We start from the raw sequence: 21,925 nt of genomic DNA, 5'->3' as shown, positions 1-21,925 counted from the left end.
CGCCCATCAGCGTACATCGCGGTAGAACGGCTCGCCGAGAGCGGCCGGCGCGGCCATCAGGCGGCGCACTTTCTGCCAGGCAAGCACCGGCACGATCATCAGCGCGATGGTGCCGAGATAGGGCAGCATCGACAGGAACGGGGCGGCAACCGGCCAGTTGCGCGCCTGACCGACGAAGCCGATCGACGTGATGAGGCCGAACAGCAGCGCCGTGAGCACGGCGTTGACCGGCCGGTAACCGGCGAAGATGACGAGCGAGACCGCGATCCACCCGCGCCCTGCGACCATGCCGTCCGACCAGGCCGGCACGAAGGCGAGCGTCAGGTAGGCGCCGGCGCCGCCGCACAGCGCCGCGCCCGCGGTGACATAGGCGAAGCGGATCAGGCCGACCGGGATGCCGGCGGCATCGGCGGCGGCCGGGTTCTCGCCGACGGCGCGCATGTTGAGCCCGTGCCGTGTGTGGAACAGCAGGTAGTGCAGGCCGAGCGGCAGGACGATGTAGATGAGGTAGAGCAGCACGTTCTGCGAGAAGAGCGCCGGCCCGAGGATCGGGATGTCGCTCAGCAGCGGTACCTCGACACGCTCGAAGACCGCGGCCGATGGCGTGCCGGAGTAGCTGCGGCCGATGGTGTTGGCGAGCCCGGTGCCGATCAGCGTCAGCGCCAGTCCGCAGAGAACCTGGTTCGCCCGGATGGTCACCGTGGCGAACGCGAAGACCATGCCGAACAGCGCCCCGACCACGAGAGCCGCGGCAAAGCCGAGCGCCGGCGAAGGAACGGCCGCGACGGTCGCTACGCCGGTGATCGCGCCCATCGCCATCAGCCCTTCGGCGCCGAGATTGACGACGCCGACGCGCTCGGCGAGCACCTCGCCCATGGCCGCGAGCGCCAGCACGCCGCCGGCGAGAAAGGTTGTGGCGAGAATTCCGGTCAAGAGGTCCAATGTCGGTCTCGCTCTATGCTCTCGTCGATCCGGCGCGGAGGATGCGGTAATGCGCAAGCTCGTCGCCGATCGCCGTCAGGAACAGGATCGCCCCGGTCATCGCCAGCACTGCGGAGGTGGTGATGCCTTGAGTCTGCAGGATGATGCCGGAGTTGAGGATGAAGGCCATGAGTATGCCGGTGAAGATGACGCCGACGCAGGAGTTGCGGGCGAGCACCGCGACCATGATGCCGAGATAGCCGAAGTTGTTGGAAATCCCGCCCTGCAGGCGGTGAACGGTGCCGGCGAGCTCGAAGGCGCCGGCGACGCCGGCGATCAGGCCCGACAGCAGCATGACGGTGATGATGTGGCGCCGCACCGCGATGCCGGCATAGGCCGCGGCCGAAGGATTCGAGCCGGACAGCCGCACCTCGTATCCCCAGCGGGAGAAGGCGAGGATCGCGGCGGCGGCCAGCGCCATCAGGATGGCGATCGGCAGGCCCCAGTGAATCAGTCCCCAGAATTCGGGCATCTCGACCGTGATCCGCGGCGTCGAGGAGTTGGACATGCCGACGCGGTCGCGCCACGGGCCGGTGGAGACGTAGTAGACGAGCAGCGCAGCCACGAAGTTGAGCAGCAGCGTCGTGATCAGCTCGTTCACGCCGACGAAGGCGCGCGCCAGTGTGGGGACCAGGATCCAGACGACGCCGCCGAGCGCGCCGGCGGCAATGATCAGCGGCAGGATGAGCCAGGCAGGGCCGGGTACGAACAGCCCGACCGCGGTGGCCGCGAAGGCGCCGAGGAGGAACTGTCCTTCGGCGCCGATGTTCCAGGTACCAATCTGCTGGCCGATTGCCACCGAGAGGCCGGTGAGGATCAGCGGGATCACGAGCAGCCCGAAATCCTCCATCCCGAAGGTGGAGCTGAAGGTGGCGCTGACGAGCTGCGCTCCTAGCGCGAGCGGGTCCTCGCCTGCCACCAGCAGCGCGATGGATGCGGCCAGCACCACGATGGCAATGGCCAGCGCGCGCATGGCGAGCGCGATGCCAGGCTGGACGGATGGCAGCCGCTGGAGGCGCAGGCCCTGCAACATCACGCCGCCTCCTTCCGCACGGTGCGTCCGCCCATCAGCAGGCCGATCTGCTCGACGTCGATCTTGTCGTTGTCGAGCGCGCCCATGAGCCGGCCCTCGTAGAGCACGGCGATGCGATCGGAGAGGTTGAGGAGTTCCTCCAGGTCCTCCGAGATAAGCACGATGCCGGCACCTGCGTCGCGCAGCTCGACGATGTAGCGCAGCATCGTGTTGATGGCGCCGACGTCGAGGCCGCGGCTGGGATAGGCGGCGACCAGCACCTTGTGGGCGATGCGCATCTCGCGGCGCGCCACCAGACGCTGCTGGTTGCCGCCCGACAGGTTGCGGACCGGCATGGCGAAGTCCGGCACGGCGACGTCCGCGGCCTTGGCGATCTCGCGCGCAAGCAGGGTCGCGGCGCCCGAGCGATAGAGCCCGCCGGAGCCGATGGGCGGCTTCTTGTATTCGCGCATGACCGCGTTGATGGCAACGCTCATCGCCGGGGCCAGCCCGCTGCGCAGCCGGTCCTCCGGGATGTGGCCGATGCCGAGCTCGCTGAACGCAGCAGCATCCCCCGCCCCGAGCGGCGCGCCGTCCACGACGATGCGTCCCGACGCGATGCGCTGCAGCCCGGTGAGCACATGGCTAAGCTCGCGCTGCCCGTTGCCGGCGACGCCGGCGATGCCGACGATCTCGCCCGCATGGATGTCGAGGGTGATGTCGTGGAGGGCAGTTTTTCCGCCGTCGTCGAGCGCCGAGACGCTTTCCAGCCTCAGGATCGGCTCCGCCGACCGGGGCGCCGCGCCGGGCGGCCGCTGCCGCATGTCGGCGAGCACGATGTCGCGGCCGACCATGAGCCGCGCCAGCATCCGGGGATTGCACTCGGATGTGTCGTGCGTCGCGATCCTGCGGCCGCCGCGCAGGATGGTGATGCGGTCGGAGATTTCCAGCACCTCGTCCAGCTTGTGGCTGATGAAGATGACCGCGTTGCCGCGCGAGGTGAATTCGCGTAGCGCCTTGAAGAGCTCGCGCGCCTCGGCCGGGGTCAGCACCGCCGTCGGTTCGTCGAGGATGAGGATGCGGGCCTCGCGGGCGAGCACGCGCAGGATCTCGACGCGCTGTTGCTCGCCGGTCGAAAGCTCGTTGATGCGTGCGTCCGCCCGCACATTGAGGTTGAAGCGTTGCGCCAGCGCCTTCGTCCGCGCCTCCAGCTTACGAGCGGAGGCAAGCCGGGGCGTCTCGCTCCAGCCGAGGTGGATGTTCTCGGCCACGGTGAAGGCCTGCACCAGCTTGAAATGCTGGTGCACCATGCCGATGCCCGCCGCGATGGCGTCGAGCGGCGTGGCGAACTCCTTGGCGTAGCCGTCGATGGTGATCTCGCCTGCATCGGGCTGGTAGATGCCGGTGAGAATGTTCATCAGCGTCGACTTGCCGGCGCCGTTCTCGCCGAGCAGCGCGTGGATCTCTCCCGGAAGCACGTCGAGATCGACGTCCTGGTTGGCGACGACGCCCGGGAAATATTTGGCGATACCCTTCAGCTGCACCAGCGGCGCCGTTCCCGGCGCCGCGATGTAGCGATCCTGCGTGGCATTCATGCCGGCCTGCCGCAATGCGCTGCGTTATGGCAGGTCATCAGGCGCTGAGGCCCGAGACGCCCTCGATCGACCAATCCCAGTAGTAGAGCTCGAGGTCGGTCATGGTCTTGCCGGCCTCGACGCGGACCTTGCCGGTCGAGTCCTTGATCTCGCCGGCGAAGGGCGACCAGCCGCCGAGGATCTTCTCTCGCACGTCGTCCGCCGCCTTGGCGACATCGGCTGGGACCTTCTCGCCCCATGCGTCGCGGTCGATGCCCTTGCCCATCGCAAACAGGTTCTCGCTCGAGGTCCACTCGCCGGCCAGGCGCTTCTTCACCTGGTCGACGTAGAAGTCCTTGAAGTCGATGATAATGGAGGAGACGTAGGCGTTCGGACCGTAGCGGCGGATGTCGGTGTTCCACATCGCTGCCCAGACGCCGCGCTTCTCGGCGACCTGCAGATAGGCGGCCTCGTCCATGATGCCGAACAGGAAGTCGCAGCCATTGTCGATGAGCGCGGTGCCGGCCTGCGCGGCGGCCTGCGGGTCGAACCAGGAGTTGATGACGACCGCCTGCAGCGTGGCATTCGGATTGACCGAACGCGCGCCCAGGAGGAAGGCGTTGGTGCCGCTGAACACCGACGGAACCGGGAAGGAGGCGACATAGCCGAGTTTGCCGGACTTGCTGAGATGGCCGGCGGCAACACCCAGCACATAGGTCGGGTACCAATGGTTGAGATAGTACCAGCCGAGATTGTCCATCGTGGTGCGGCCGTCGCACTCCATGAAGCCGACGTCGGGCGCCCGCTTCACAACCTCGTGCAGGAAGTCGCCAGTGCTGGATGTGTCGAAGATGAGATTGGCGCCTTCGCTCACGAACTGGCGGTAGATACGGGTGGCATCCGCCGAATACGGCACGTTCTCCACCTCGAGCACCTTCTTCAGCTTGGGGAACGCCTTCTGTACGGCCAGCACGCCCTGGTGATGCGCCCACGTCCAGCCTTCGTCGGTGACCGGGCCGACATGGCCAAAGCCGATCACGGCATTCTCTTCGGCGACGGCTGGCAATGGCGCGGCCGCGCGCGCGGCGCCGACGAGGCCCGTCCTGGGCAGCAGGAGCGAGGCGCCGGCGGCGGCGCCCATGTTGAGGAATCCACGGCGGGAAAGCTTCTCGATACTGATCATGTTCTATCCTTTGCGCGATACACGGCGGTCAGTTTGGGAGGAGTTCGGTTTTCAGCAGGCCATCGATTTCCGCCGACCATTCGGACATCCATGCCTGCTTGGTTTCGTTGTCGAGCCATGCGGCCTCGAGGCCGGCGAGCGCGATCTTCTTCAGCGCCTCCGGCGAGAGCGCGAAATTGTCCATGACCAGCGCGTATTCGCGGTCGAGCGTGGTGGCGAACATCGGCGGATCGTCGGAATGGATGGTGACGTTGAGGCCAGCCTCGATCATGCGCCGAATCGCGTGGCCAGGAGCCGCAAGGTCGCGCCAGACCGTGGTTGCCAGCGTCGTGCTCGGGCAGCAGGTGAAGACGATGCCGGCTTCCTTGCAGCGCTCGACCAGCGCGGGATCGTCGACCACGTGGTAGCCGTGGTCGATGCGGCGCACGCCGAGCAGGTCGATGCTGTCGGCAACGTTCTCGGCCGGGCCGGATTCGCCCGCATGGGCGGTGACGTTCAGCCCCTCTGAGCGCGCGCGCTCGTACATCGTCGCGTAGGGAGCCGGCGGAAACGGCGCCTCGTTGTAGTCAAGGCCGATGCCGATCACGTCGGGCACGCGCTCGGCCAGCACCATATCCAGGAACTGCTCGCCGCGTTCCGGTCCGAGCTCGCGGCTGTGTGCGGGAATGAGCTTACAGACGACGCCATATTTTTCCTTGGCGCGCCGCATCCCGTCGAGAACGCCGGCGAGCATGTTGGAGTAGGAAACGCCGTGGGCGAGATGCGCATGCGGGCTGAAGAAGAGCTCGACGTAGCGCGCCCCGGCGATCGCGCAGCGCTCCAGCGCCTCGAAGGTAACCCTCGAGAAGTCCGCGGCGCTTTTGATCGAGGCGCAGACCAGGTCGTAGATTTTCAGGAAGTCGGGCAGGTTGTCGTAGCTGTACAGCTCAGCTGTCGGCTTGGGCAGCGCGACCGAATTCAAAGCGGCGAGATCGGCGAAGGTAGAGGCGGAAACGGCGCCCTCGAGGTGCAGATGCAACTCGACCTTGGGCAGCTGCTGAACGAAGCTCGCCAAAGACATCAGCCTTCCCCATTCCGAGGCACAATGTCGCTGACGGCGCCATCTGCCTCATTTCCCTTCCGGCTCTTTCAGGCCGTTGCGGGACACCTATTCAACACGAAGTTGTTCGACTTTTTCGTCGTTTTCCGTGCCTTCCATTCTCCCTTACGCAACAGATGTCAGGGAAATTTGGCTTGCACAAGCCCCAAAATGATGCCTAATTAGACAGAAGGCAATATTGCTTAAAAATTGTGCAAATGGCTGGGATTGTAGGCAGCGTGCGTGGTGCGATGAAGCAGCGAGGGCTGGAGTGAAGGTGGTCTCGACCGAAACCGCCCGGCTGTCCTTCATCGGACGGCTGGTGCCGCCCAGCTTCGCCGCGTTCTGCGACCGGCGGGCGGAGAAGCTCGACCTGAAGATGGCGATCAGGAGCGTCGCCGCCGACCGCTTCACCGTCGAAGTCTCGGGCCAGCCCGACCTCGTCGACGCGTTCGAGATGGCGTGCAGCCTCGGCCCGCTCGATTGCCTCGTGCTCGACTATGAGCGCACCAGAATCCACAGCATTTCCAATGGGGAACAAGAACGATGACCACCGCGGGTGTCTGGCATCCGGTCGCACTGTCGGCTTCGATTGAGCCGGGGAGCTCGGCCGGCACGCATATCGACGGTAAGGAGTTCGTCGTCTGGCGCGACAACAGCGGCGCACCGCATGTCTGGGAAGACCGCTGCCCGCATCGCGGCATGAAGCTCAGCTTCGGCTTCGTGCGCGGCGACCACATCGCTTGCCTCTATCACGGTTGGCAGTACGACACGGCCGGGCAGTGCCGCTACATCCCGGCTCATCCTGAGCTGGACGTGCCGGGGAGCATTAGGGTGCCGGTCCTCCAGACGGTCGAGACGGCTGGCATGATCTGGATGGCCACCGAGCCGACTGAGTCCGCGCCTCCTGCCCCGCAGGAGACCGGCGAGACCGTCCCGGTGCGCAGCGTCTTTTTCGGCGCAGCCATTGACGCGGTGCTGGCGGCGATCGAGACGACACCGTCGCGCCCTTTCAGCGACGAGGCTGCAGCCCCCGTCCTCCGCCAGATCGACGGTCGTCTCTACGCGCTGACGGTTGGCAACGACATGCTTCTCCTCGGCCTGCATAGCCTTTCCGGAGAGCGCACGGCATTGCATGTCGTCATCGCCGGACCTGCCGCACGCTATGCCGGCAAGGGACAGGCGCATTTCCTGGCCTGGACGGCCGAACTGCGCCACCGCATCGAGACGCAGCCGGCAGCAGCGGTGGCCGCGTGATGGCCGGGATCGTCCTCTACAACTACGAGCTTGACGAGAACTGCTACAAGGTGCGGCTCGCGCTTTCGATGCTCGGCCTCAAATGGGAGCCGATCGCGGTCAACGCCTTCCCCGGCAACGAGCAGACGACGCCGCCCTTCCTGGCCATGAACCCCCTCGGCACACTGCCGATTCTGAAGGACGGCGACCTGACCCTGTTCGGCGCCGAAGCGATCCTAGCGCATCTCGCCCGCGCCAATGACGCCACTGGCAAATGGCTGCCGGCGGAGGGCGCCGACTTCGCCGGCGTCATGCAGTGGCTCGTCTTCTCGGCCGGCGCGCTGGCGGTCGCGGCCGAGGCGCGCCGCAACTCCCTGTTCGACACGCCGGGCGACGGCGAGGCGCTGCAGGCATCGGCGGGCAAGCTGTTGCGCATCATGGACGACCACATGATCGCGCGCGGCTACGAGGGCCTCGACTGGTTCGCGGCCGGCCATCCCACGATCGCCGACATCGCGCTTTTTCCGGCCTTCGCGCTCAGCCGCGATTTCGGGATAGACCACGATGAATATGCCGGGCTGCGGCGCTGGGGACGGCGCGTCCGTTCGCTCCCCGGTTTCGTGACCATGCCGGGCATTCCGGACTATTATTGAGGCGCAGACGCCCAGGCAGAAGGCAGAAAAGTCATGAGCAATCTCAGCCGCTTCTCGGTACAGCCGCTCTCGACCATGACGCGGAGGCTGGCCGACGTCGCCTTCGGCAGGCAGGAGCCCGACCTGGTCATTGCCGGGGCGCGCGTGCTGTCGACCTATTCCGAGCGCATCCTGGTGGACCGGGAAGTCTGGATCTCGGGCGGGCGCATCGCCGCGGTGAAGCCCGCCGGTACCTACAAGGGAACCGCCGCCAGGGTCTACCAGGCCAAGGGCGGCATCGTCGCGCCGGGGCTGGTCGATCCGCACATCCATATCGAATCATCGATGGTGACAGCCTGCGCCTATGCGGAGGCCGCTCTGCTCAACGGCACCACGACAATCTTCTGCGACAGCCACGAGATCGGCAACGTGATGGACGTCGCCGGCGTCGAGGCGATGCTGGAAGACGCCCGCCAGGCGCCGCTTTCGATCTTCCTGACCGTGCCCAGCACGGTGCCGGCCACCTCGCCGCAGCTCGAAACGGCCGGCGGCGACCTGACGGCGGAAAAGATCGGCGCGCTGTTCGACAAATGGCAGGAAGCGGTGGCGCTCGGCGAAAAGATGGACTTCGTGCAGGTGGCGATGGGCGACGAGCGCAGCCATGCGATCCTCGCGGCGGCGCTCCAGCGCGGCCGCCCCGTCTCCGGCCACGTTTACGGCCGCGAATTCGTGGCGGCTTATGCCGCCTCCGGCGTGACCGACACGCACGAGGCGATCGACCGCGAGATCGCCGACGACATGCTGGAGGCCGGCATCTGGCTCTTCCTGCGCGGCGGCCCGCCGACGACGCCGTGGCACTCGCTCCCGCAGGCGATCAAGACGATCACCGAGCTCGGCGCCTCGCACAAGCGCGTCGCCGTGTGCACCGACGACCGCGACGCCGACGATTTGCTGCTCTTCGGCCTCGACTGGGTGACGCGCGAAGCGATGAAAGCCGGCATGAAACCGGAGCAGGCCTGGGCGATGGGCTCGCTGCACGGGGCCACGCGCTTCGGCATGGAAGGCGAGATCGGGGGGTTGGGCGGCGGGCGTCGCGCCGACCTCGTGCTGCTCGACGATTCCTACAAGCCGGTGAACACCTGGTACGGCGGCGAACTGGTCGTCGAAGACCACAGGATCACGCCGGTCCTCGACCGCGCGCTTTCGCAGCGCTACCGCTATCCCGAGGCGGCCTACCACACGGTGAAGCTGCCGAAGGCGATCAGGCTCACCCCGGACCTTCCGATCGAAAAGGTCGTGGCGCACACCATACGGACCGAGCTGCCGGGCATCACGCTCGGGCACGAGCGGATCACGCTCGAGCCGGCGAACGACTGGCAGACGCATTTCGACCGGCACGGGCTCTGCTTCGTGACCGTGGTGGAACGGCATGGCAAGTCCGTCGGCAATGTCGCGCACGGGCTGCTCAGCAACTTCGCGCTGAAGCGCGGCGCGGTCGCATCCTCGGTCGGGCATGACAGCCACAACATCATCGTCGCGGGCGTCAACGAGGTCGACATGCAGGTCGCGCTGCGCGCGCTCGAGGAGAAGCAGGGCGGCGTCTGCGTGGTCCATGACGGCAAGGTGACCGCGATGGTCGACCTGCCGATCGCCGGACTTCTCTCGGACAAGCGCGTCACCGAGGTTGCGGAGGAGATGAAGGTGCTGAAGCGCGAATGGGAAGCGGCCGGCTGCTCCATCCCCTATATGGGCTTCAACCTCATCCCGCTCTCCGTGATCCCGGAGATACGCATCACCGACAAGGGACTCGTGCTGGTGCCGGAGATGACGATCGTGCCGGCCTTCGAGGCGGCCTGAGTGGATCCCTATCGCCTCGGCCTCGTCTCGCCGCGTATCCACTATTTCCAGCTGGTGGCGCGGCTGGGCTCAGTGCGGCAGACCGCGCAGGTGCTTAACGTCGCGCCGTCCTCCATCAGCCGCCTCGTCAAGGCGCTGGAGGACGAGATCGGTACGCCGTTGTTCGAGCGGGTGCGGCAACGCCTGAAGCTGACCAGCGCGGGTGAGCTGCTGCTCTACCACGCCAAAGTGAGCACCTCCGAGCTTGGCCGCGCCTGGTCGGAGATCAACGACCTGCGCGGCCTCAACCGCGGCGGCGTCTCCGTGACCGTGGTCGAGAGCGTCGCGCGCGGCCTCATGCCGGCCGCGCTCAAGGAGTTCTGGGAGCGTCACCCGCTGATCACGGTCGACGTGCGGGTCGCGGGGTCGCAGCAGGCGTGCGATGCCGTGGCGGAAGGCGACTGCCAGCTTGCGCTCGCCTTCGACGTGCAGGTGCCGCGCAGCGTGCGCAAGATCGCGGCAGCCACGCTGCCGCTCGGCGTGGTCGCGCATCCGGACAGCCGTTTCGCCGGCCGCAAAGAGCTGAAGCTGTTCGACCTTTCCGGCGAGCGCGTTATCCTGTCGGACGGCAGCCTGGCGCTGGGGCTTTCGGTGGAGGAGGCTATCAGCCGCTCGATCATCGATCTGACACGGCGCTCCCGAACCAATTCGATCGGAATGATGATCGAACTTGCCAAGCTCAACCTCGGTACGGTGCTGCAGACGCGCATCGGCGTCGAGGCGGAGGTCGCCGACGGCACACTGATCTTCGTCCCGCTGCATGACGCCAAGATACCGCCACGCCGGCTGATGCTGCTCACTCGGCCGGAGCGCGAGATGTCGGACGCGGCCTCCGCCTTCGCCACGCAACTGGCGCGGACGGTAGAGCGGCTCGGAAACGGTCGATGACCACCGCCGCCTGTTGTTGCGTTCCACGCATCGTATCGCGGCTTCCTTTTGCACTATTCGGAACATCTCCTTTTCTGCGAACCTGCGTCGGCAGGAGAGAATTCGCATGAAGAAAAGCGCGGTGGACGCCGTCATTCGCGGACTGAAAAGAACAGGAGTGTCGATCGTCTGCTACCTGCCTGATTCGCTATTCAAGGAACTCTACCCGGCGCTCGACGCCGATCCCGACATCAGGACGATCCGCGTCACCAACGAGGGCGAAGGCGCGGCCATCTGCGGCGGCGTGTTCCTGTCGGGCAAGCGGGCCGCGCTGGTGATGGAGAACTCGGGTCTCAGGGCCTCGGTCGAGCCGCTGGCGCGCATGGGCCTGGGCGCCGGCATCCCGGTCGTCATGCTGATGAGCTACCGCGGCGAGCTCGGCGAGAACAACTGGTGGGCCATCCCCCACGGCATCACCATGGAGCCGGTGCTGGACGCGTTGCGCATCCCCTACCGCGTGGTGCGCGACGAGGAAAAGATCGAACGGGCGATCGCCGACGCCTACTCCTGGTCTTACGCCTCCTATTACCATTCGGCGATCGCGCTCGGCGGCGAGGTGGTGCGATGAAACGCTTCGACTGCATGAAGGCGCTCGCTGCCCGGCTGAAGGACGAGCTGGTGATCCTGTCGCTCGGCGGCAGCGTCGACGAATGGTACAACGCCGCGCCGCATATGCGCGAGGCGAGCCTCTTCCAGCAGCAGCTCGGCTGCGTGACCCCCCAGGCCTTTGGGCTGGCGGCCGGCCTGCCGCACCGGCGCATCGTCTCGCTCGACACCGATGGCGGACTGCTCTTCAATCTCGGCATCCTCGCCACGCTCGGCAATGAGCAGCCGAAGAACCTGCTGGTCGTCGTCTGGGACAACGAGCAATATTTGTCGATCGGCGGCCCGCCGACCCACACTGCCTTCGGCCGGGTGGACCTCGCCGCGATCGCCCGTGGCGCCGGGGTCGAGGACGCCTATCTGGTGCGCACGCTCGACGAGTTCGACGCCCACTGCAAGGCTGGATTGGCCGCCGGGAAGCCGTACATCGTCGTCGCCAAGGTGTCGGGCACGGTGCAGCCCGACATCAGGCGCAAGCACAGCGACGGCCGCGAGGACAAATACATCTTCGTGCGCCACGTCGAGGCGACCGAAGGCATAACCATCATGGGTCCGAGCGAGCACAACTGAAGTCGGCCCATGATCGCCTCCGCCCCCGCCATTCCCGCCAGGCCGCTCAAACCTTCCTACGACGTCATCGTGGTCGGCGCGGGCTCCGGCGGCGCAGCGGTGACGCGGCGGCTGGTGGACGCAGGCGCCGAGGTGCTGCTGATCGAGGCGGGGCCGGCCGGCATCGGCATCGCCGAGATCGACGATCCGGCGCAATGGGTGCCGCTCGGGCGCGGCGCCTATGACTGGGGCTACGACTACGCGCCCGCCCCGCCCGTCAACGGCCGCACCATCGGCATCCCGCGCGGCAAGGTGCTGGGCGGCTCCAGCGCCATCAATGCGATGATGTGGTATCGCGGCCACCCGCGCGACTACGATGCCTGGGAAGACGCCGGCGCGAAGGGCTGGAGCTTCGCCGACTGCCTGCCCTACTTCCGTCGCTGCGAGGACTGGCAGGACGGCACCAGCCAATGGCGCGGCGCGGGCGGACCGCTGCGCATCGAGCGCGCGGCCGAAATGCATCCCGTGGCGCAGGCGCTCATCGACGGCGCGGCGGAACTGGGCATCCCGGTCATCGACGATCCCAACGGTCCCGACAACGAGGGCGCCGCCCCCGCCAACTTCAACATCGCCGGCGGCCGGCGCTGGAGCGCCGTGCAGGGCTACCTGCTGCCGATCCTCGACCATCCGCGCCTCACCGTCCTGACCGAATCGCTGGCGGTCAGTCTGGCGGTGGAGGACGGCCGGTGCGCGGGCGTGCGCCATCTCGTCGGCGGCGCGGAGCGGGAGACCCGCGCGCAAGAACAGGTCGTGCTGGCGCTGGGTGCCATCGACACGCCGCGCCTGCTGATGCTCGCCGGCATCGGCGACCCGGCCGAGCTCGGCCGGCTCGGCATCCCGACCGTTCACGCGCTTCCCGGCGTCGGCCGCAACCTCCAGGATCATCCGCTGGCCCAGGCCTGCGTCTTCCGGGCGAAACGGCCGCTCGGTCCGGTGACCGGCAATGGCGGCGGCTCGATGGTGAACTGGAGATCGCGGCCGGACCTGCCGCAGGCCGACCTCCACGCCTTCCCGGTGCAGGGCAACAGCGCCGAGCCGGCGATCCGCGCCCGCTATGAGATTTCGGGCGACGTATTCTCCTTCGGCGCGGGCGTGATGCGCTCGAAGAGCGTCGGCCATCTGCGGCTGCTGGAAGCCCGGCCAGGCGGCGCGCTGGAGATCCAGCCCAACTTCCTCGCCGAGCCCGAGGATCTGGAGGCGATGGTCACGGCGGTCGAGGCCGTCATCGAGATGGCGGCCGCCCGCGCCAACGCGCATGTTTTCGCCGGCTTCGCCGCGCCCGACCGGCGGCTCTCGCGAAAGGAGACGGTTGCCTTCGTCCGCGACGCCTGCTCGACCTTCTTCCACACCTGCGGCACCTGCCGCATGGGCGAGGACGACGAGGCCGTGGTCGACAGCCGCCTCGCGGTGCGCGGCATCGGCGGACTGACCGTCGCCGATGCGTCGGTGATCCCGATCATACCGAGCTGCAACACCCATGCGCCGGCAACGATGATTGGGGAACGCGCGGCCGACTTCATCTTGCAGGCGGCCCGAAACTTGCCTGGCTGCGGGACGAGGGACGAACGGATGAGGGGAACGTAGTGACTGAAAGCATGATCCTGGCAGGCGACCATCTGCTCACCATGGACGCAACCAACAGCGTCATCGCCGACGGCGCCTTGCTGATCGAGGACGGCCGCATCGCCGCGGTCGGCAAGCTGCGGGAGATCGCGGCCGACAACCCGTCGGCGCCGGTGAAAAAAATCGCCGACAGCGTGCTGATGCCCGGCATCGTCAACGCGCACGCCCATTCCGGCTTCCTGCGCGGCACGGCGGAGCATCTGCCGGTCTGGGATTGGCTGACGCTGCACATCAACCCGATGCACAGGGTGCTGCAGCCGCACGAGGCGGAAGCCGCCTCATGGCTGTGCTACGCCGAATCCGTGCTCGGCGGCACGACCACGGTCGTCGATATGTGGCGCTTCATGGAGGGCAGCGCCAAGGCGGCGGAAGCGATCGGGAACCGGCTCGTCGCCGTGCCCTATGTCGGCGAGCATCCGGACTACAACTATTTCGACACGCTCGACATGAACGAGGCGATGATCGAGACGTGGCATCGCAAGGCCGGCGGCCGCGTCAACGTATGGGTCGGTCTCGAGCATCTCTTCTATGCCGATGAGGCTGGGCAGCGCCGCGCCGTGGAGCTGGCGAAGAAGCACGGCACAGGCTTCCACACCCATTGCAGCGAAGCCCAGATCGAGCTCGCCGAATTCGAGAGACGCTACGGCAAGCGGCCGATGTACGTGCTAGACGATCTCGGCTTCTTCGAAACACCGCTCGCCATGATCGCGCATGGCGTGTGGCTCGATTCCGCCGAGATCGAATTCATCGCGAAGCGCCGCGTGTCGGTCGCGCACAACCCGGTCTCCAACATGAAGCTCGCCAGCGGCATCGCGCTGGTCGGCGAGATGCTGGCCGCCGGCGTTGCGGTCGGCATCGGCACGGACGGCGAGAAGGAGAACAACAATTTCGACATGTTCGAGGAGATGAAGGTCGCCTCCCTGCTTGGCAAGCTCAAGGATCTCGACGCCGCCGCCATGGACAGCTGGCAGGTGCTGCGCATGGCGACGATCACCGGGGCCAAGGCGATCGGGCTCGACGCCGAGATCGGCTCGATCGAGCCCGGCAAACGCGCCGACATCATCGCGGTCCGCACCGACACGCCGCGCATGACGCCCCTCTACGGCGAAGGCCCCTACTTCAACCTGCAGCACAATCTGGTTCATGCCGTGCGCGGCAGCGACGTGGCAATGACGATGATCGACGGCCAGATCGTCGTCGAGGATGGCGAGCTCAAGACCGCCGATCTGGGTGAGATCATCGCGGAGGTCCGTAAGGTAGCGCCCGGCCTCTTTGCCCGGCGCGCGGCCTTCCTCGCCGAGAATGCCGACGGCATCCGGCAATGGACCGACTGAACGGAGCGGAGCCATGAAGACGACCGACAGGGCGGCGCTCGACGAATGGTACGCGGTGGCGACCGCCGCGGAACTCGGACAAGCTCCGGTCGTGACACGCCTGCTCGGCCAGGACATCGAGCTCTGCCGCGACGAGGCCGGAGCGCCGGTCATCCGTGAAATCTTGAACGACGGCGGAAGAAGCCACGCTCTGCCTGCGCAGGAGCGCTACGGCTGCATTTGGACGACGCTCGGCCGGCCCAACAAGGACATCTTCGACATCGCCGAAAGCCATGAGGCGGACCGCCGCTTCGTGCCCTGCGGCTGGGTCAGGATGCGCGCCTCCGGCCTGCGCGTCGTGGAGAATTTCCTCGACATGGCGCACTTCCCCTTCGTGCACACCGACATACTCGGGTCGGAGCCGCACACCGAGGTGCCGCGCTATCTGAGCGAGATCCGCCGCGACGTGGACGAGGTCTGGGCCACCAACTGCACCTTCTTCCAGCCGCGCATCGCGGCGACGGAAAGTTCAGGCGACTTCGTGCACCTCACCTACCGCGTGCCAAGCCCCTTCGTGGTGATGCTCTACCGCGTCTGCCCCAGCGCGCCGGACCGCCTCGATGCCATCGCCCTTTTCATCCAGCCGATCGAGGAGGACCTCTGCCGCGCGCAGCCGGTCATGTATCTCGTCGACGCGACCTCGACCGACACGGCGCTGCTCAATTTCGAGCAGGTGATCTTCCTGCAGGACCGGATCATAGTCGAGAACCAGCGTCCCCTCCTGCTGCCGCTCGAACCGCGCCTGGAGATCCCGACGCGGGCGGACGGCTCTTCCGTCGCCTATCGTCGCTGGCTCAAGGAGAAGGGCCTGCGGTTCGGAACGACGGGAGCGCACTGACCGTGCAGGTGCTTCACCCGGCATCGATCGCCGACGCGCTGGCCATGCTTGCCGGCGGCGATGCGAGACTGGTCGCCGGCGGAACCGCGCTCCTATTGGAGTGGGCGAAAGGCCTCCCGAAGCCGCGCAGCCTCGTCGACATCGGCCAGATCGGCGGATTGAAGGGGATTGTCCCTGCCGGCAACGAGTTCCGGATCGGCGCGCTCACGACGCTGGGCGCCCTGGAGCGTGACGCGACCGTGCGCGAAGAGCTGCCATTGCTCGCCGCGGCAATCCGCGCGACCGCGGGCCCGGCGGTCCGCAATCTGGCGACGGTCGGCGGCAACGTTGCCGGCCGGACCGGCTGCCTGCTCCCTGCCCTGCTAGCGCTCGACGCCCGTGTCGAAAGCTCCTCCGTGGTGGGACGCCGGACCTTGCCGCTTTCCGAATGGCTGCGTCAGGAGCCCGGCGGCGAGATCATCGAAGCGATCACGGTCCCGGTTCCCGGCGCCCATGTCCGGTGGACGCATCGCAAAATCGGTCTTCGCGCTGCTTTCACGCCGAGCGTGATCGGCGCCGCCGGGATCATCGAAATCGTCGATGGCCGTGTCGCAGCCGCACGCCTGGCCGTCGGCGGAGGCATGGTGACGCCGGCCCGGCTCGGCGGAGCCGAGGCCCTGCTCGTCGGCCAGCCGTTTCCCGGCGTCGACTGGAACGCTTTGCGGGCGGCGATCGAGGGCGAGATCGTCGCGCCGGACGATGCCTTCCGTTCCGCCCGCTATCGCCGCAAGGTTGCGGCCAACGCCCTCGTGCACGGGCTGAGCGGCGGTAAACCTGACGCGCAACCCTCCAGGCCCCGCACTCCGGCCGTCCGCCCCGCCACGCCGCCGGCCGGCGAGATCCGGCTGACGCGATCGAATGCCGGCGAGCGCTGGCACATGCGCCCTGACGGACCGGCGAAGATCGAGGGCAAGCTGAGATACCTGACCGACCATCGCCAGCCGGGCATGCTGGTGGGTCGGATCTTGCGCGCCGCCATTTCCCACGCGAGGATTCTCTCGATTGACACAAGCGCGGCTGAGGCCTTGCCCGGCGTCGCGGCAGTCGTCACGCATCGCGACATCGCCGGAAGCAACGCCTTCGGCATTGTCGTGCAAGACCAGCCGGCGCTCTGCTTCGACAAGGTCCGCTATGTCGGGGATGCCGTCGCGGCGGTGGCGGCAGTCGATGCCGAGACCGCCGAGCGCGCGCTCGGCCTCATCCAGGTGCGCTATGCGCCGCTGCCCGTCGTCTCCGATCCGGAGCAGGCGCTTTCAGCCGACGCCGAGCCCGTGCACGCGGCGGGCAATTTGCAAACCTCCCTCGGCTTCGAACGCGGTGACATCGCCGACGGTTTTGCCCGCGCCGCCCGCGTCGTCGAGGGCGTCTACGAAACGCCGCGCCAGATGCACGGTTTCATGGAGACCGAAGGCGGCTATGCCTTCGTAGATATGGATGGAACACTGAATGTCTGCGCCGGCGGCCAGTACGGCCTGCGCGACCGGCTGCAGCTTTCGCGCATCCTGGGCCTGCCGGAGGAGAATATCCGCGTCGTCACCAGTCCGACGGGAGGCGCGTTCGGCGGCAAGGACGAGCTGACCGTGCAGCCGGCGCTCGCCTTGCTCGCCCTCAAGACCGGTCGCCCGGTGCGCCTGCAGCTCGACCGCGCCGAATCCGTCCTTGCCGGCGCCAAGCGCAACGCGATGAAGATCCGCATGCGCACGGCCTGCGATGCGGACGGCTTGCTGCTTGCCCAACAGGTGGATGTGATCTCCGACGCCGGCGCCTACGCCTCGCTTGGGCCCGCAGTCCTGGAAACTGCGCTCGAACACGCCTGCGGGCCCTATGTGGTTCGGAATGTTCGCACGTCGGGCAGGCTCGCCTACACCAACAACGGCGTGTGCGGCGCCTTCCGCGGCTTCGGCGCCAACCAGATGGCTTTCGCGGTCGAATGCCAGATGGACCGGCTGGCAGCGGAATGCGGACTCGATGTCCTGGAAATCCGCCGCAGGAATATGCGCAAGCCTGGCACGCGCGGCTATCTCGGCCAGGTCGTCGCGCCGTCCGAGCGCCTGGAGGAAATGCTCCAGGCCGCCGCGGCCGACCCGATCTGGCAAAAGCCTCGCGGCCCATCCGATGATGGTTCCGAAATCGTCGGCACCGGCATGGCGATGAACTACCAGGGCAACGGGCTGGGCACGCTGCCGCCCGATCCGGCAGGCGGCGCGTTGCGGCTCGCTGCCGACGGCGCGATCGAGGCGCTCTACGGCCTGGACGAGATGGGCCAAGGCCTGCTGACCTCGATCAGGTCCGCCGTCGCCTCAGCGCTGGGTTGCGGCCGCGACGACATCAGGCCGGTGACCGGCGATACGGGCCGGACCCCGGAATCCGGCTCGACCACGGCGTCGCGCGGCACCTTCGTCGTGTGGAAGGTCGCGGCGAAGACGGCTCCGGCGCTGGCCGAGCGCATCCTCGCTCGTGCGGCCGAAGACCTCGGCCGGGAGCCCGCAACCCTGGCGATCGCACCGGGCGGCATCGTCGAGCGCCATTCGAACAGCGGCGAGTTGCTGCTGAGCTTCGCCGCGCTGGCGGAAGGGCTCGATCCCGAAGAACTGCCTTTCGCGGCAACGAGCTTCGAGTTTCCCAAGTCTGACTATTTCGAGGGCAATGCCCGCATGATCTTCGCCTTCGGCGTGACCCTGGCGCGGGTGGCCGTCAGCCGCATCACCGGGCAGGTGCGTGTGCTCGATCTCAGCCAGCATACCGCCGCCGGGCCGATCCTCGATCTCGCCGCCTATCTCGGCCAGATCGAAGGCGGCGGGCTGCAGGGCGTCGGCTTCACGCTGACCGAGCACGCCGCCATGCAGGACGGCCGCTACGTCACCGCCAACCTGGACACCTACATGATGCCCAGCATTGCCGACGCGCCCGAATCCGTCGCAACCTACGCGCTCGAGGACCTCGACCCCGGCGACCCGTTCGGGCCGCGCGGCGCCGGCGAGCTCGGCATCGGCGCGGTCACGCCGGCGATCGCCAATGCGGTTGCCGACGCGACCGGCGTCTGGCCGCACGCCGCGCCCTTCGATGCCGAAAGGCTGCTCGACGCGCTGGGAGCGGCGGCATGATCGAGACGATTGCGGTCGCCTTTCGCCTCAACGGCGCGGACACGGCGATGCAGGTTCCGCCTGACATGCGCCTCATCGACATACTGCGCGAGCGGCTGGGGCTGACGGCGGCCAAAAAGGCGTGCGGCATCGGCCGCTGCGGCGCCTGCGCCGTGCTGGTGGATGAGCGGCCGGTGAATGCCTGCCTGCTGATGGCATGGCAGATCGTCGGCGCGGACATCCTCACGCCCGAAGGTCTCGACGCCCTGCCCGAGGCGGCCATCATCCGCAGCGCGCTTGCCGAGGAGAACGCCTTCCAGTGCGGCTATTGCGCGCCAGGCTTCACGATCGCGCTGACGGCGCTGCTGCGTGAGCACCTCGACGCCGACGAGCCCGCCATCCGCGCGGCGCTCGAAGGCAACATCTGCCGCTGCACCGGCTATCACTCCATCATCCGTGGAGCGCTCGCGCCGTCAGGGCAATGGCGGACCGCAGCGCTCCGCCATCCACTCAGGGCTGAGAACGGAATCCAGGCCATGACCATCGCCATCCGCAACAGCGATCCCAGGCACGAGAGCGTGAAGGCCTTTCTCGCGCGACCACGCCTGCAGCACCTGATCGGCGGCCGATGGTACGACGCTTCCGATGGCGCGACCATGCCGGCCACCGATCCCGCCAGCGGACGCCTGCTCGCCAAGCTTGCGCAGGGCACCGCGGAGGATGCCGACCGGGCCGTAGCGGCGGCTCGCTGCGCGTTCGAGAGCGATGCCTGGTGCGGCATGACGTCTTCGGCGCGCGGCAAGCTTTTGTGGCGGATCGGCGAGGCGATCGACCGCCAAGCGGACGAGCTTGCCGAGCTTGAGACCCTCGACCAGGGCAAGTCGCTGAAGACCGCGCGCTTCGGCGAAATACCGGCAGCCGCCGAGCAGTTCCGCTACTTCGCCGGCTTCGCCACCAAGATCCTTGGCACGACCATTCCCACCTCCATCTCGCACCAGCCGGTGGGCAAGAAGATCTTCGCCTATACGACGCGCGAGCCGATCGGTGTAGTGGCGGCCATCACGCCGTGGAACTCGCCGCTGTTGATGGCGGCGATGAAGCTCGCGCCCGCGCTCGCCGCCGGCTGCACCGTCGTGTTGAAGCCGGCGGAGGAGACCTCGCTCACGGCGCTGAGGCTCGGCGAGCTCATGATCGAGGCCGGCCTGCCGGCCGGCGTCGTCAATATCGTCACCGGCCCGGGCGAGACGGTCGGCGCCGCGCTTGCCGCGCATCCGGGTATCGACAAGGTCGCCTTCACCGGCTCGACCGAGGTCGGCAAGCTGATTGTCGTTGCCGCAAGCGGCAATCTGAAGAAGCTCACGCTCGAGCTCGGCGGCAAGTCGCCGGCCATCGTCATGCCCGATGCCGATATGGAGCTCGCGATCCCCGGCATCGCGCGCAGCATCTTCGCCAATGCCGGCCAGGTCTGCGTCGCCGGCTCACGCGTCTATGCCCATCGCTCGATCTGCGAAAAGCTGATCGAGGGGCTGGCGGCGGAAGCGAAGAAGCTGAGGCTCGGTCACGGGCTCGATCCCGATACCGATCTCGGACCGCTGGTCAACGCGGTCCAGGCCGAACGCGTCGCGGCTTTTGTCGCGGAAGGCGAGCAAGCCGGCGCCGACATCGTTGTCGGCGGAAAGCGGACGGGCACCTTCTTCGAGCCTACCGTGGTCACAAGCGTCAGGCCGCAGATGCGCATGATGCGCGAGGAGATTTTCGGACCCGTCGTCGCCGTGACGCCGTTCGACGAGCTGGATGAGGCGGTCGCCTTTGCCAATGACTCGCCCTATGGCCTCGCGGCAAGCCTATGGACGCGCGATCTCTCCACCGCGCATCGTCTGTCGGCGCGCATCCGTTCCGGCACCGTATGGATCAACTGCCATTCCTACTTCTCGCCGGAACTGCCCAAGGGTGGTCACAAGCAGTCTGGTTGGGGCTACGAGAACGGCGCGCCCGGCCTGGAGAACTATCTCGAGACGAAGACGGTGTGCGCCCTGGTCTGACGCGGTGCTTTTGTGCTGGTACACCGGTTCAGACTCCCAGCCGGGAACGACGTGGTCCTCGGCACCGGGAACGTTGAGCCATTTCAGGGCCGCACATCATGCGGTCGCGTTCACGAGATGGTCCGATACCGTCGAGATGAACGCGCGAAGACGCTGAAGACGCCGTAGGTCGCGGTGGTATCCCATCCAAATGTCTCGCGCTGGCGGCGACGTCGGCAGGTCCAGCCTGCGGATACCCGGGATCTGATTGCCGACCACGCGGGGCAGGACGGCGATGCCGACGCCTTGCCTGCACATGCGCCCCTGGACGTTGCGGTTGTTCGACCGCAGGACCGGTCTCGCGTTGGGGAAACTCTCGATGAGCCACGCTATGTCAGGGAAATGGCCCGTGGATGTGTCATGGGTGATCAGCCGGAAACCGGTCCCATCCCCATATTTGGGATCAGGCGCCTCCTCGGCAATATAGACGCCGTATTCGAGCCTGAAGAGTCGCCGCTGAACGACATCGGCAGTGTCGAACGGAACGATACGAAAAGCGACGTCGGCCTCCCGCTGGGCGAGGTTGAACAGGCGTGTGCCGGTCAGGATTTCGACGTTCACATTGGGATAGGCTTTGGAGAAATCCGCCAGGATAGGAGGCAGGACATAGGCCCCGAACCAGTCCGCTGACGAAATGCGCAGACTGCCTTTGAGATTCTGCTCCTGCCCCGCAAGCCGGCGCTCCATGGCCAGCGCGCCTTCTTCCATCTGCTCCGCCAGCGCGATGATCCCGTGGCCCTCGTCGGTCAGAACAAGACCATTCGCAGTCCGCTGGAAAAGCGTGTGACCGATCGCCTGCTCAAGTGCACGAAGGCGCCTGCCGACGGTCGGATGGCTTGTCTGAAGAGAACGCGCGGCGCCGCCGAGCGTGCCGGATCGCGCAATAGCAAGAAAGATCCTGACGTCACTCCATTCCATCTCGACCGCCCACACAAAACTGAACGCCGAGAATACATTTATGTCAGTTAAAGAACAAATCTAAGCACCTAGATTCCCACCATCGGTCGGTCGGACCGTCTCTCGTGTATCACCCCATGTCATTCGGAAGGATCGGCAAATGTCTCTCAAGTCTCTCTATCTCGGTGCTGCGGCTCTTGCAGTGGTGTTCGGCGCGCCCTCCGCTTTCGCGCAGCGGCCCAAAATGTGATTTTGGTCCA

18 protein-coding genes are annotated in these 21,925 nt (G+C 67.0%); 12 read left to right on the top strand and 6 right to left on the bottom strand.

The window, feature by feature from the left end:
- Nucleotides 1–6 precede the first annotated feature (6 nt).
- The 5 genes from EJ068_RS23705 to add are packed head-to-tail and all read right to left on the bottom strand — an operon-like array spanning nucleotide 7 to nucleotide 5,810.
- Nucleotides 7–942, bottom strand: coding sequence for an ABC transporter permease (locus EJ068_RS23705; RefSeq protein WP_042638754.1), 936 nt, complete (start codon nucleotides 940–942; stop codon nucleotides 7–9).
- Between the two features lie 13 nt (nucleotides 943–955).
- The gene (locus tag EJ068_RS23700; RefSeq protein WP_127249318.1) at nucleotides 956–2,014 is read right to left on the bottom strand and encodes an ABC transporter permease; all 1,059 of its coding nucleotides are present in this window, start codon (nucleotides 2,012–2,014) and stop codon (nucleotides 956–958) included.
- Nucleotides 2,014–3,588 (bottom strand): ABC transporter ATP-binding protein, encoded by a 1,575-nt coding sequence (locus EJ068_RS23695; RefSeq protein WP_127249319.1) that lies wholly within the window; start codon nucleotides 3,586–3,588, stop codon nucleotides 2,014–2,016. Before EJ068_RS23695 ends, EJ068_RS23700 begins: the two co-directional genes overlap by 1 nt.
- Before the next feature lie 37 nt (nucleotides 3,589–3,625).
- A complete protein-coding gene (locus EJ068_RS23690) occupies nucleotides 3,626–4,750 on the bottom strand; it encodes a BMP family ABC transporter substrate-binding protein (RefSeq protein ID WP_127249320.1) in 1,125 nt (374 codons plus the stop codon).
- A gap of 28 nt (nucleotides 4,751–4,778) precedes the next feature.
- Entirely contained in the window at nucleotides 4,779–5,810 is a 1,032-nt protein-coding gene (add, locus tag EJ068_RS23685; RefSeq protein WP_127249321.1) for an adenosine deaminase, read from the bottom strand.
- A gap of 295 nt (nucleotides 5,811–6,105) precedes the next feature.
- On the opposite strand from add, the gene EJ068_RS23680 reads away from it, so the two are divergent.
- The 12 genes from EJ068_RS23680 to EJ068_RS23625 all read left to right on the top strand — a co-directional run bounded on the left by EJ068_RS23680 (nucleotide 6,106) and on the right by EJ068_RS23625 (nucleotide 20,729).
- A complete protein-coding gene (locus EJ068_RS23680) occupies nucleotides 6,106–6,378 on the top strand; it encodes a hypothetical protein (protein ID WP_127386109.1) in 273 nt (90 codons plus the stop codon).
- Nucleotides 6,375–7,085, top strand: a complete 711-nt coding sequence (locus EJ068_RS23675) for a Rieske (2Fe-2S) protein (RefSeq protein WP_127249323.1) — start codon at nucleotides 6,375–6,377, stop codon at nucleotides 7,083–7,085. The genes EJ068_RS23680 and EJ068_RS23675 overlap by 4 nt, the downstream gene beginning before the upstream one ends.
- Nucleotides 7,085–7,717, top strand: coding sequence for a glutathione S-transferase family protein (locus EJ068_RS23670; protein WP_127249324.1), 633 nt, complete (start codon nucleotides 7,085–7,087; stop codon nucleotides 7,715–7,717). The genes EJ068_RS23675 and EJ068_RS23670 overlap by 1 nt, the downstream gene beginning before the upstream one ends.
- Nucleotides 7,718–7,750: 33 nt before the next feature.
- On the top strand, nucleotides 7,751–9,553 hold the full coding sequence (locus EJ068_RS23665) for an adenine deaminase C-terminal domain-containing protein (RefSeq protein ID WP_127249325.1): 1,803 nt from the start codon (nucleotides 7,751–7,753) through the stop codon (nucleotides 9,551–9,553).
- On the top strand, nucleotides 9,554–10,480 hold the full coding sequence (locus tag EJ068_RS23660; protein WP_127249326.1) for a LysR family transcriptional regulator: 927 nt from the start codon (nucleotides 9,554–9,556) through the stop codon (nucleotides 10,478–10,480).
- Between the two features lie 106 nt (nucleotides 10,481–10,586).
- On the top strand, nucleotides 10,587–11,087 hold the full coding sequence (locus tag EJ068_RS23655; RefSeq protein WP_127249327.1) for a thiamine pyrophosphate-binding protein: 501 nt from the start codon (nucleotides 10,587–10,589) through the stop codon (nucleotides 11,085–11,087).
- On the top strand, nucleotides 11,084–11,692 hold the full coding sequence (locus tag EJ068_RS23650) for a thiamine pyrophosphate-dependent enzyme (RefSeq protein ID WP_127249328.1): 609 nt from the start codon (nucleotides 11,084–11,086) through the stop codon (nucleotides 11,690–11,692). The genes EJ068_RS23655 and EJ068_RS23650 overlap by 4 nt, the downstream gene beginning before the upstream one ends.
- A 9-nt stretch (nucleotides 11,693–11,701) precedes the next feature.
- Complete coding sequence (locus EJ068_RS23645) at nucleotides 11,702–13,315, top strand: GMC family oxidoreductase N-terminal domain-containing protein (protein ID WP_127249329.1); 1,614 nt, start codon at nucleotides 11,702–11,704, stop codon at nucleotides 13,313–13,315.
- Nucleotides 13,315–14,688 carry an amidohydrolase gene (locus tag EJ068_RS23640; RefSeq protein ID WP_128315417.1) on the top strand — a complete coding sequence of 458 codons (1,374 nt, stop codon included), beginning with the start codon at nucleotides 13,315–13,317 and terminating at the stop codon, nucleotides 14,686–14,688. The genes EJ068_RS23645 and EJ068_RS23640 overlap by 1 nt, the downstream gene beginning before the upstream one ends.
- A gap of 13 nt (nucleotides 14,689–14,701) precedes the next feature.
- Entirely contained in the window at nucleotides 14,702–15,565 is an 864-nt protein-coding gene (locus EJ068_RS23635; RefSeq protein WP_127249331.1) for an aromatic ring-hydroxylating dioxygenase subunit alpha, read from the top strand.
- Nucleotides 15,566–15,567: 2 nt separating this feature from the next.
- Nucleotides 15,568–18,708 carry a molybdopterin cofactor-binding domain-containing protein gene (locus EJ068_RS23630; RefSeq protein ID WP_129554899.1) on the top strand — a complete coding sequence of 1,047 codons (3,141 nt, stop codon included), beginning with the start codon at nucleotides 15,568–15,570 and terminating at the stop codon, nucleotides 18,706–18,708.
- Nucleotides 18,705–20,729, top strand: coding sequence for an aldehyde dehydrogenase family protein (locus tag EJ068_RS23625; protein WP_128314828.1), 2,025 nt, complete (start codon nucleotides 18,705–18,707; stop codon nucleotides 20,727–20,729). The genes EJ068_RS23630 and EJ068_RS23625 overlap by 4 nt, the downstream gene beginning before the upstream one ends.
- Nucleotides 20,730–20,825: 96 nt before the next feature.
- Here EJ068_RS23625 and EJ068_RS23620 read toward each other — a convergent pair whose 3' ends face one another.
- The gene (locus EJ068_RS23620) at nucleotides 20,826–21,686 is read right to left on the bottom strand and encodes a LysR family transcriptional regulator (RefSeq protein ID WP_127249334.1); all 861 of its coding nucleotides are present in this window, start codon (nucleotides 21,684–21,686) and stop codon (nucleotides 20,826–20,828) included.
- Nucleotides 21,687–21,925: the final 239 nt, after the last annotated feature.

This window comes from Mesorhizobium sp. M2A.F.Ca.ET.043.02.1.1, assembly GCF_003952405.1.
Lineage (GTDB): Bacteria > Pseudomonadota > Alphaproteobacteria > Rhizobiales > Rhizobiaceae > Mesorhizobium.
The sequence above is the reverse complement of the archived record's forward strand: the minus strand, read 5'-3'. Positions and strand labels throughout refer to the sequence as shown.

What these genes read in the sequence shown, in the direction of transcription:
- EJ068_RS23655 (WP_127249327.1), top strand. Translation starts at nt 10,587, where the DNA reads ATGAAGAAAAGCGCGGTGGACGCCGTCATTCGCGGACTGAAAAGAACA.
- EJ068_RS23620 (WP_127249334.1), bottom strand. Translation starts at nt 21,686, where the DNA reads ATGGAATGGAGTGACGTCAGGATCTTTCTTGCTATTGCGCGATCCGGC.
- EJ068_RS23670 (WP_127249324.1), top strand. Translation starts at nt 7,085, where the DNA reads ATGGCCGGGATCGTCCTCTACAACTACGAGCTTGACGAGAACTGCTAC.
- EJ068_RS23675 (WP_127249323.1), top strand. Translation starts at nt 6,375, where the DNA reads ATGACCACCGCGGGTGTCTGGCATCCGGTCGCACTGTCGGCTTCGATT.
- EJ068_RS23665 (WP_127249325.1), top strand. Translation starts at nt 7,751, where the DNA reads ATGAGCAATCTCAGCCGCTTCTCGGTACAGCCGCTCTCGACCATGACG.
- EJ068_RS23650 (WP_127249328.1), top strand. Translation starts at nt 11,084, where the DNA reads ATGAAACGCTTCGACTGCATGAAGGCGCTCGCTGCCCGGCTGAAGGAC.
- EJ068_RS23645 (WP_127249329.1), top strand. Translation starts at nt 11,702, where the DNA reads ATGATCGCCTCCGCCCCCGCCATTCCCGCCAGGCCGCTCAAACCTTCC.
- EJ068_RS23625 (WP_128314828.1), top strand. Translation starts at nt 18,705, where the DNA reads ATGATCGAGACGATTGCGGTCGCCTTTCGCCTCAACGGCGCGGACACG.
- EJ068_RS23635 (WP_127249331.1), top strand. Translation starts at nt 14,702, where the DNA reads ATGAAGACGACCGACAGGGCGGCGCTCGACGAATGGTACGCGGTGGCG.
- EJ068_RS23695 (WP_127249319.1), bottom strand. Translation starts at nt 3,588, where the DNA reads ATGAATGCCACGCAGGATCGCTACATCGCGGCGCCGGGAACGGCGCCG.
- EJ068_RS23700 (WP_127249318.1), bottom strand. Translation starts at nt 2,014, where the DNA reads ATGTTGCAGGGCCTGCGCCTCCAGCGGCTGCCATCCGTCCAGCCTGGC.
- add (WP_127249321.1), bottom strand. Translation starts at nt 5,810, where the DNA reads ATGTCTTTGGCGAGCTTCGTTCAGCAGCTGCCCAAGGTCGAGTTGCAT.
- EJ068_RS23690 (WP_127249320.1), bottom strand. Translation starts at nt 4,750, where the DNA reads ATGATCAGTATCGAGAAGCTTTCCCGCCGTGGATTCCTCAACATGGGC.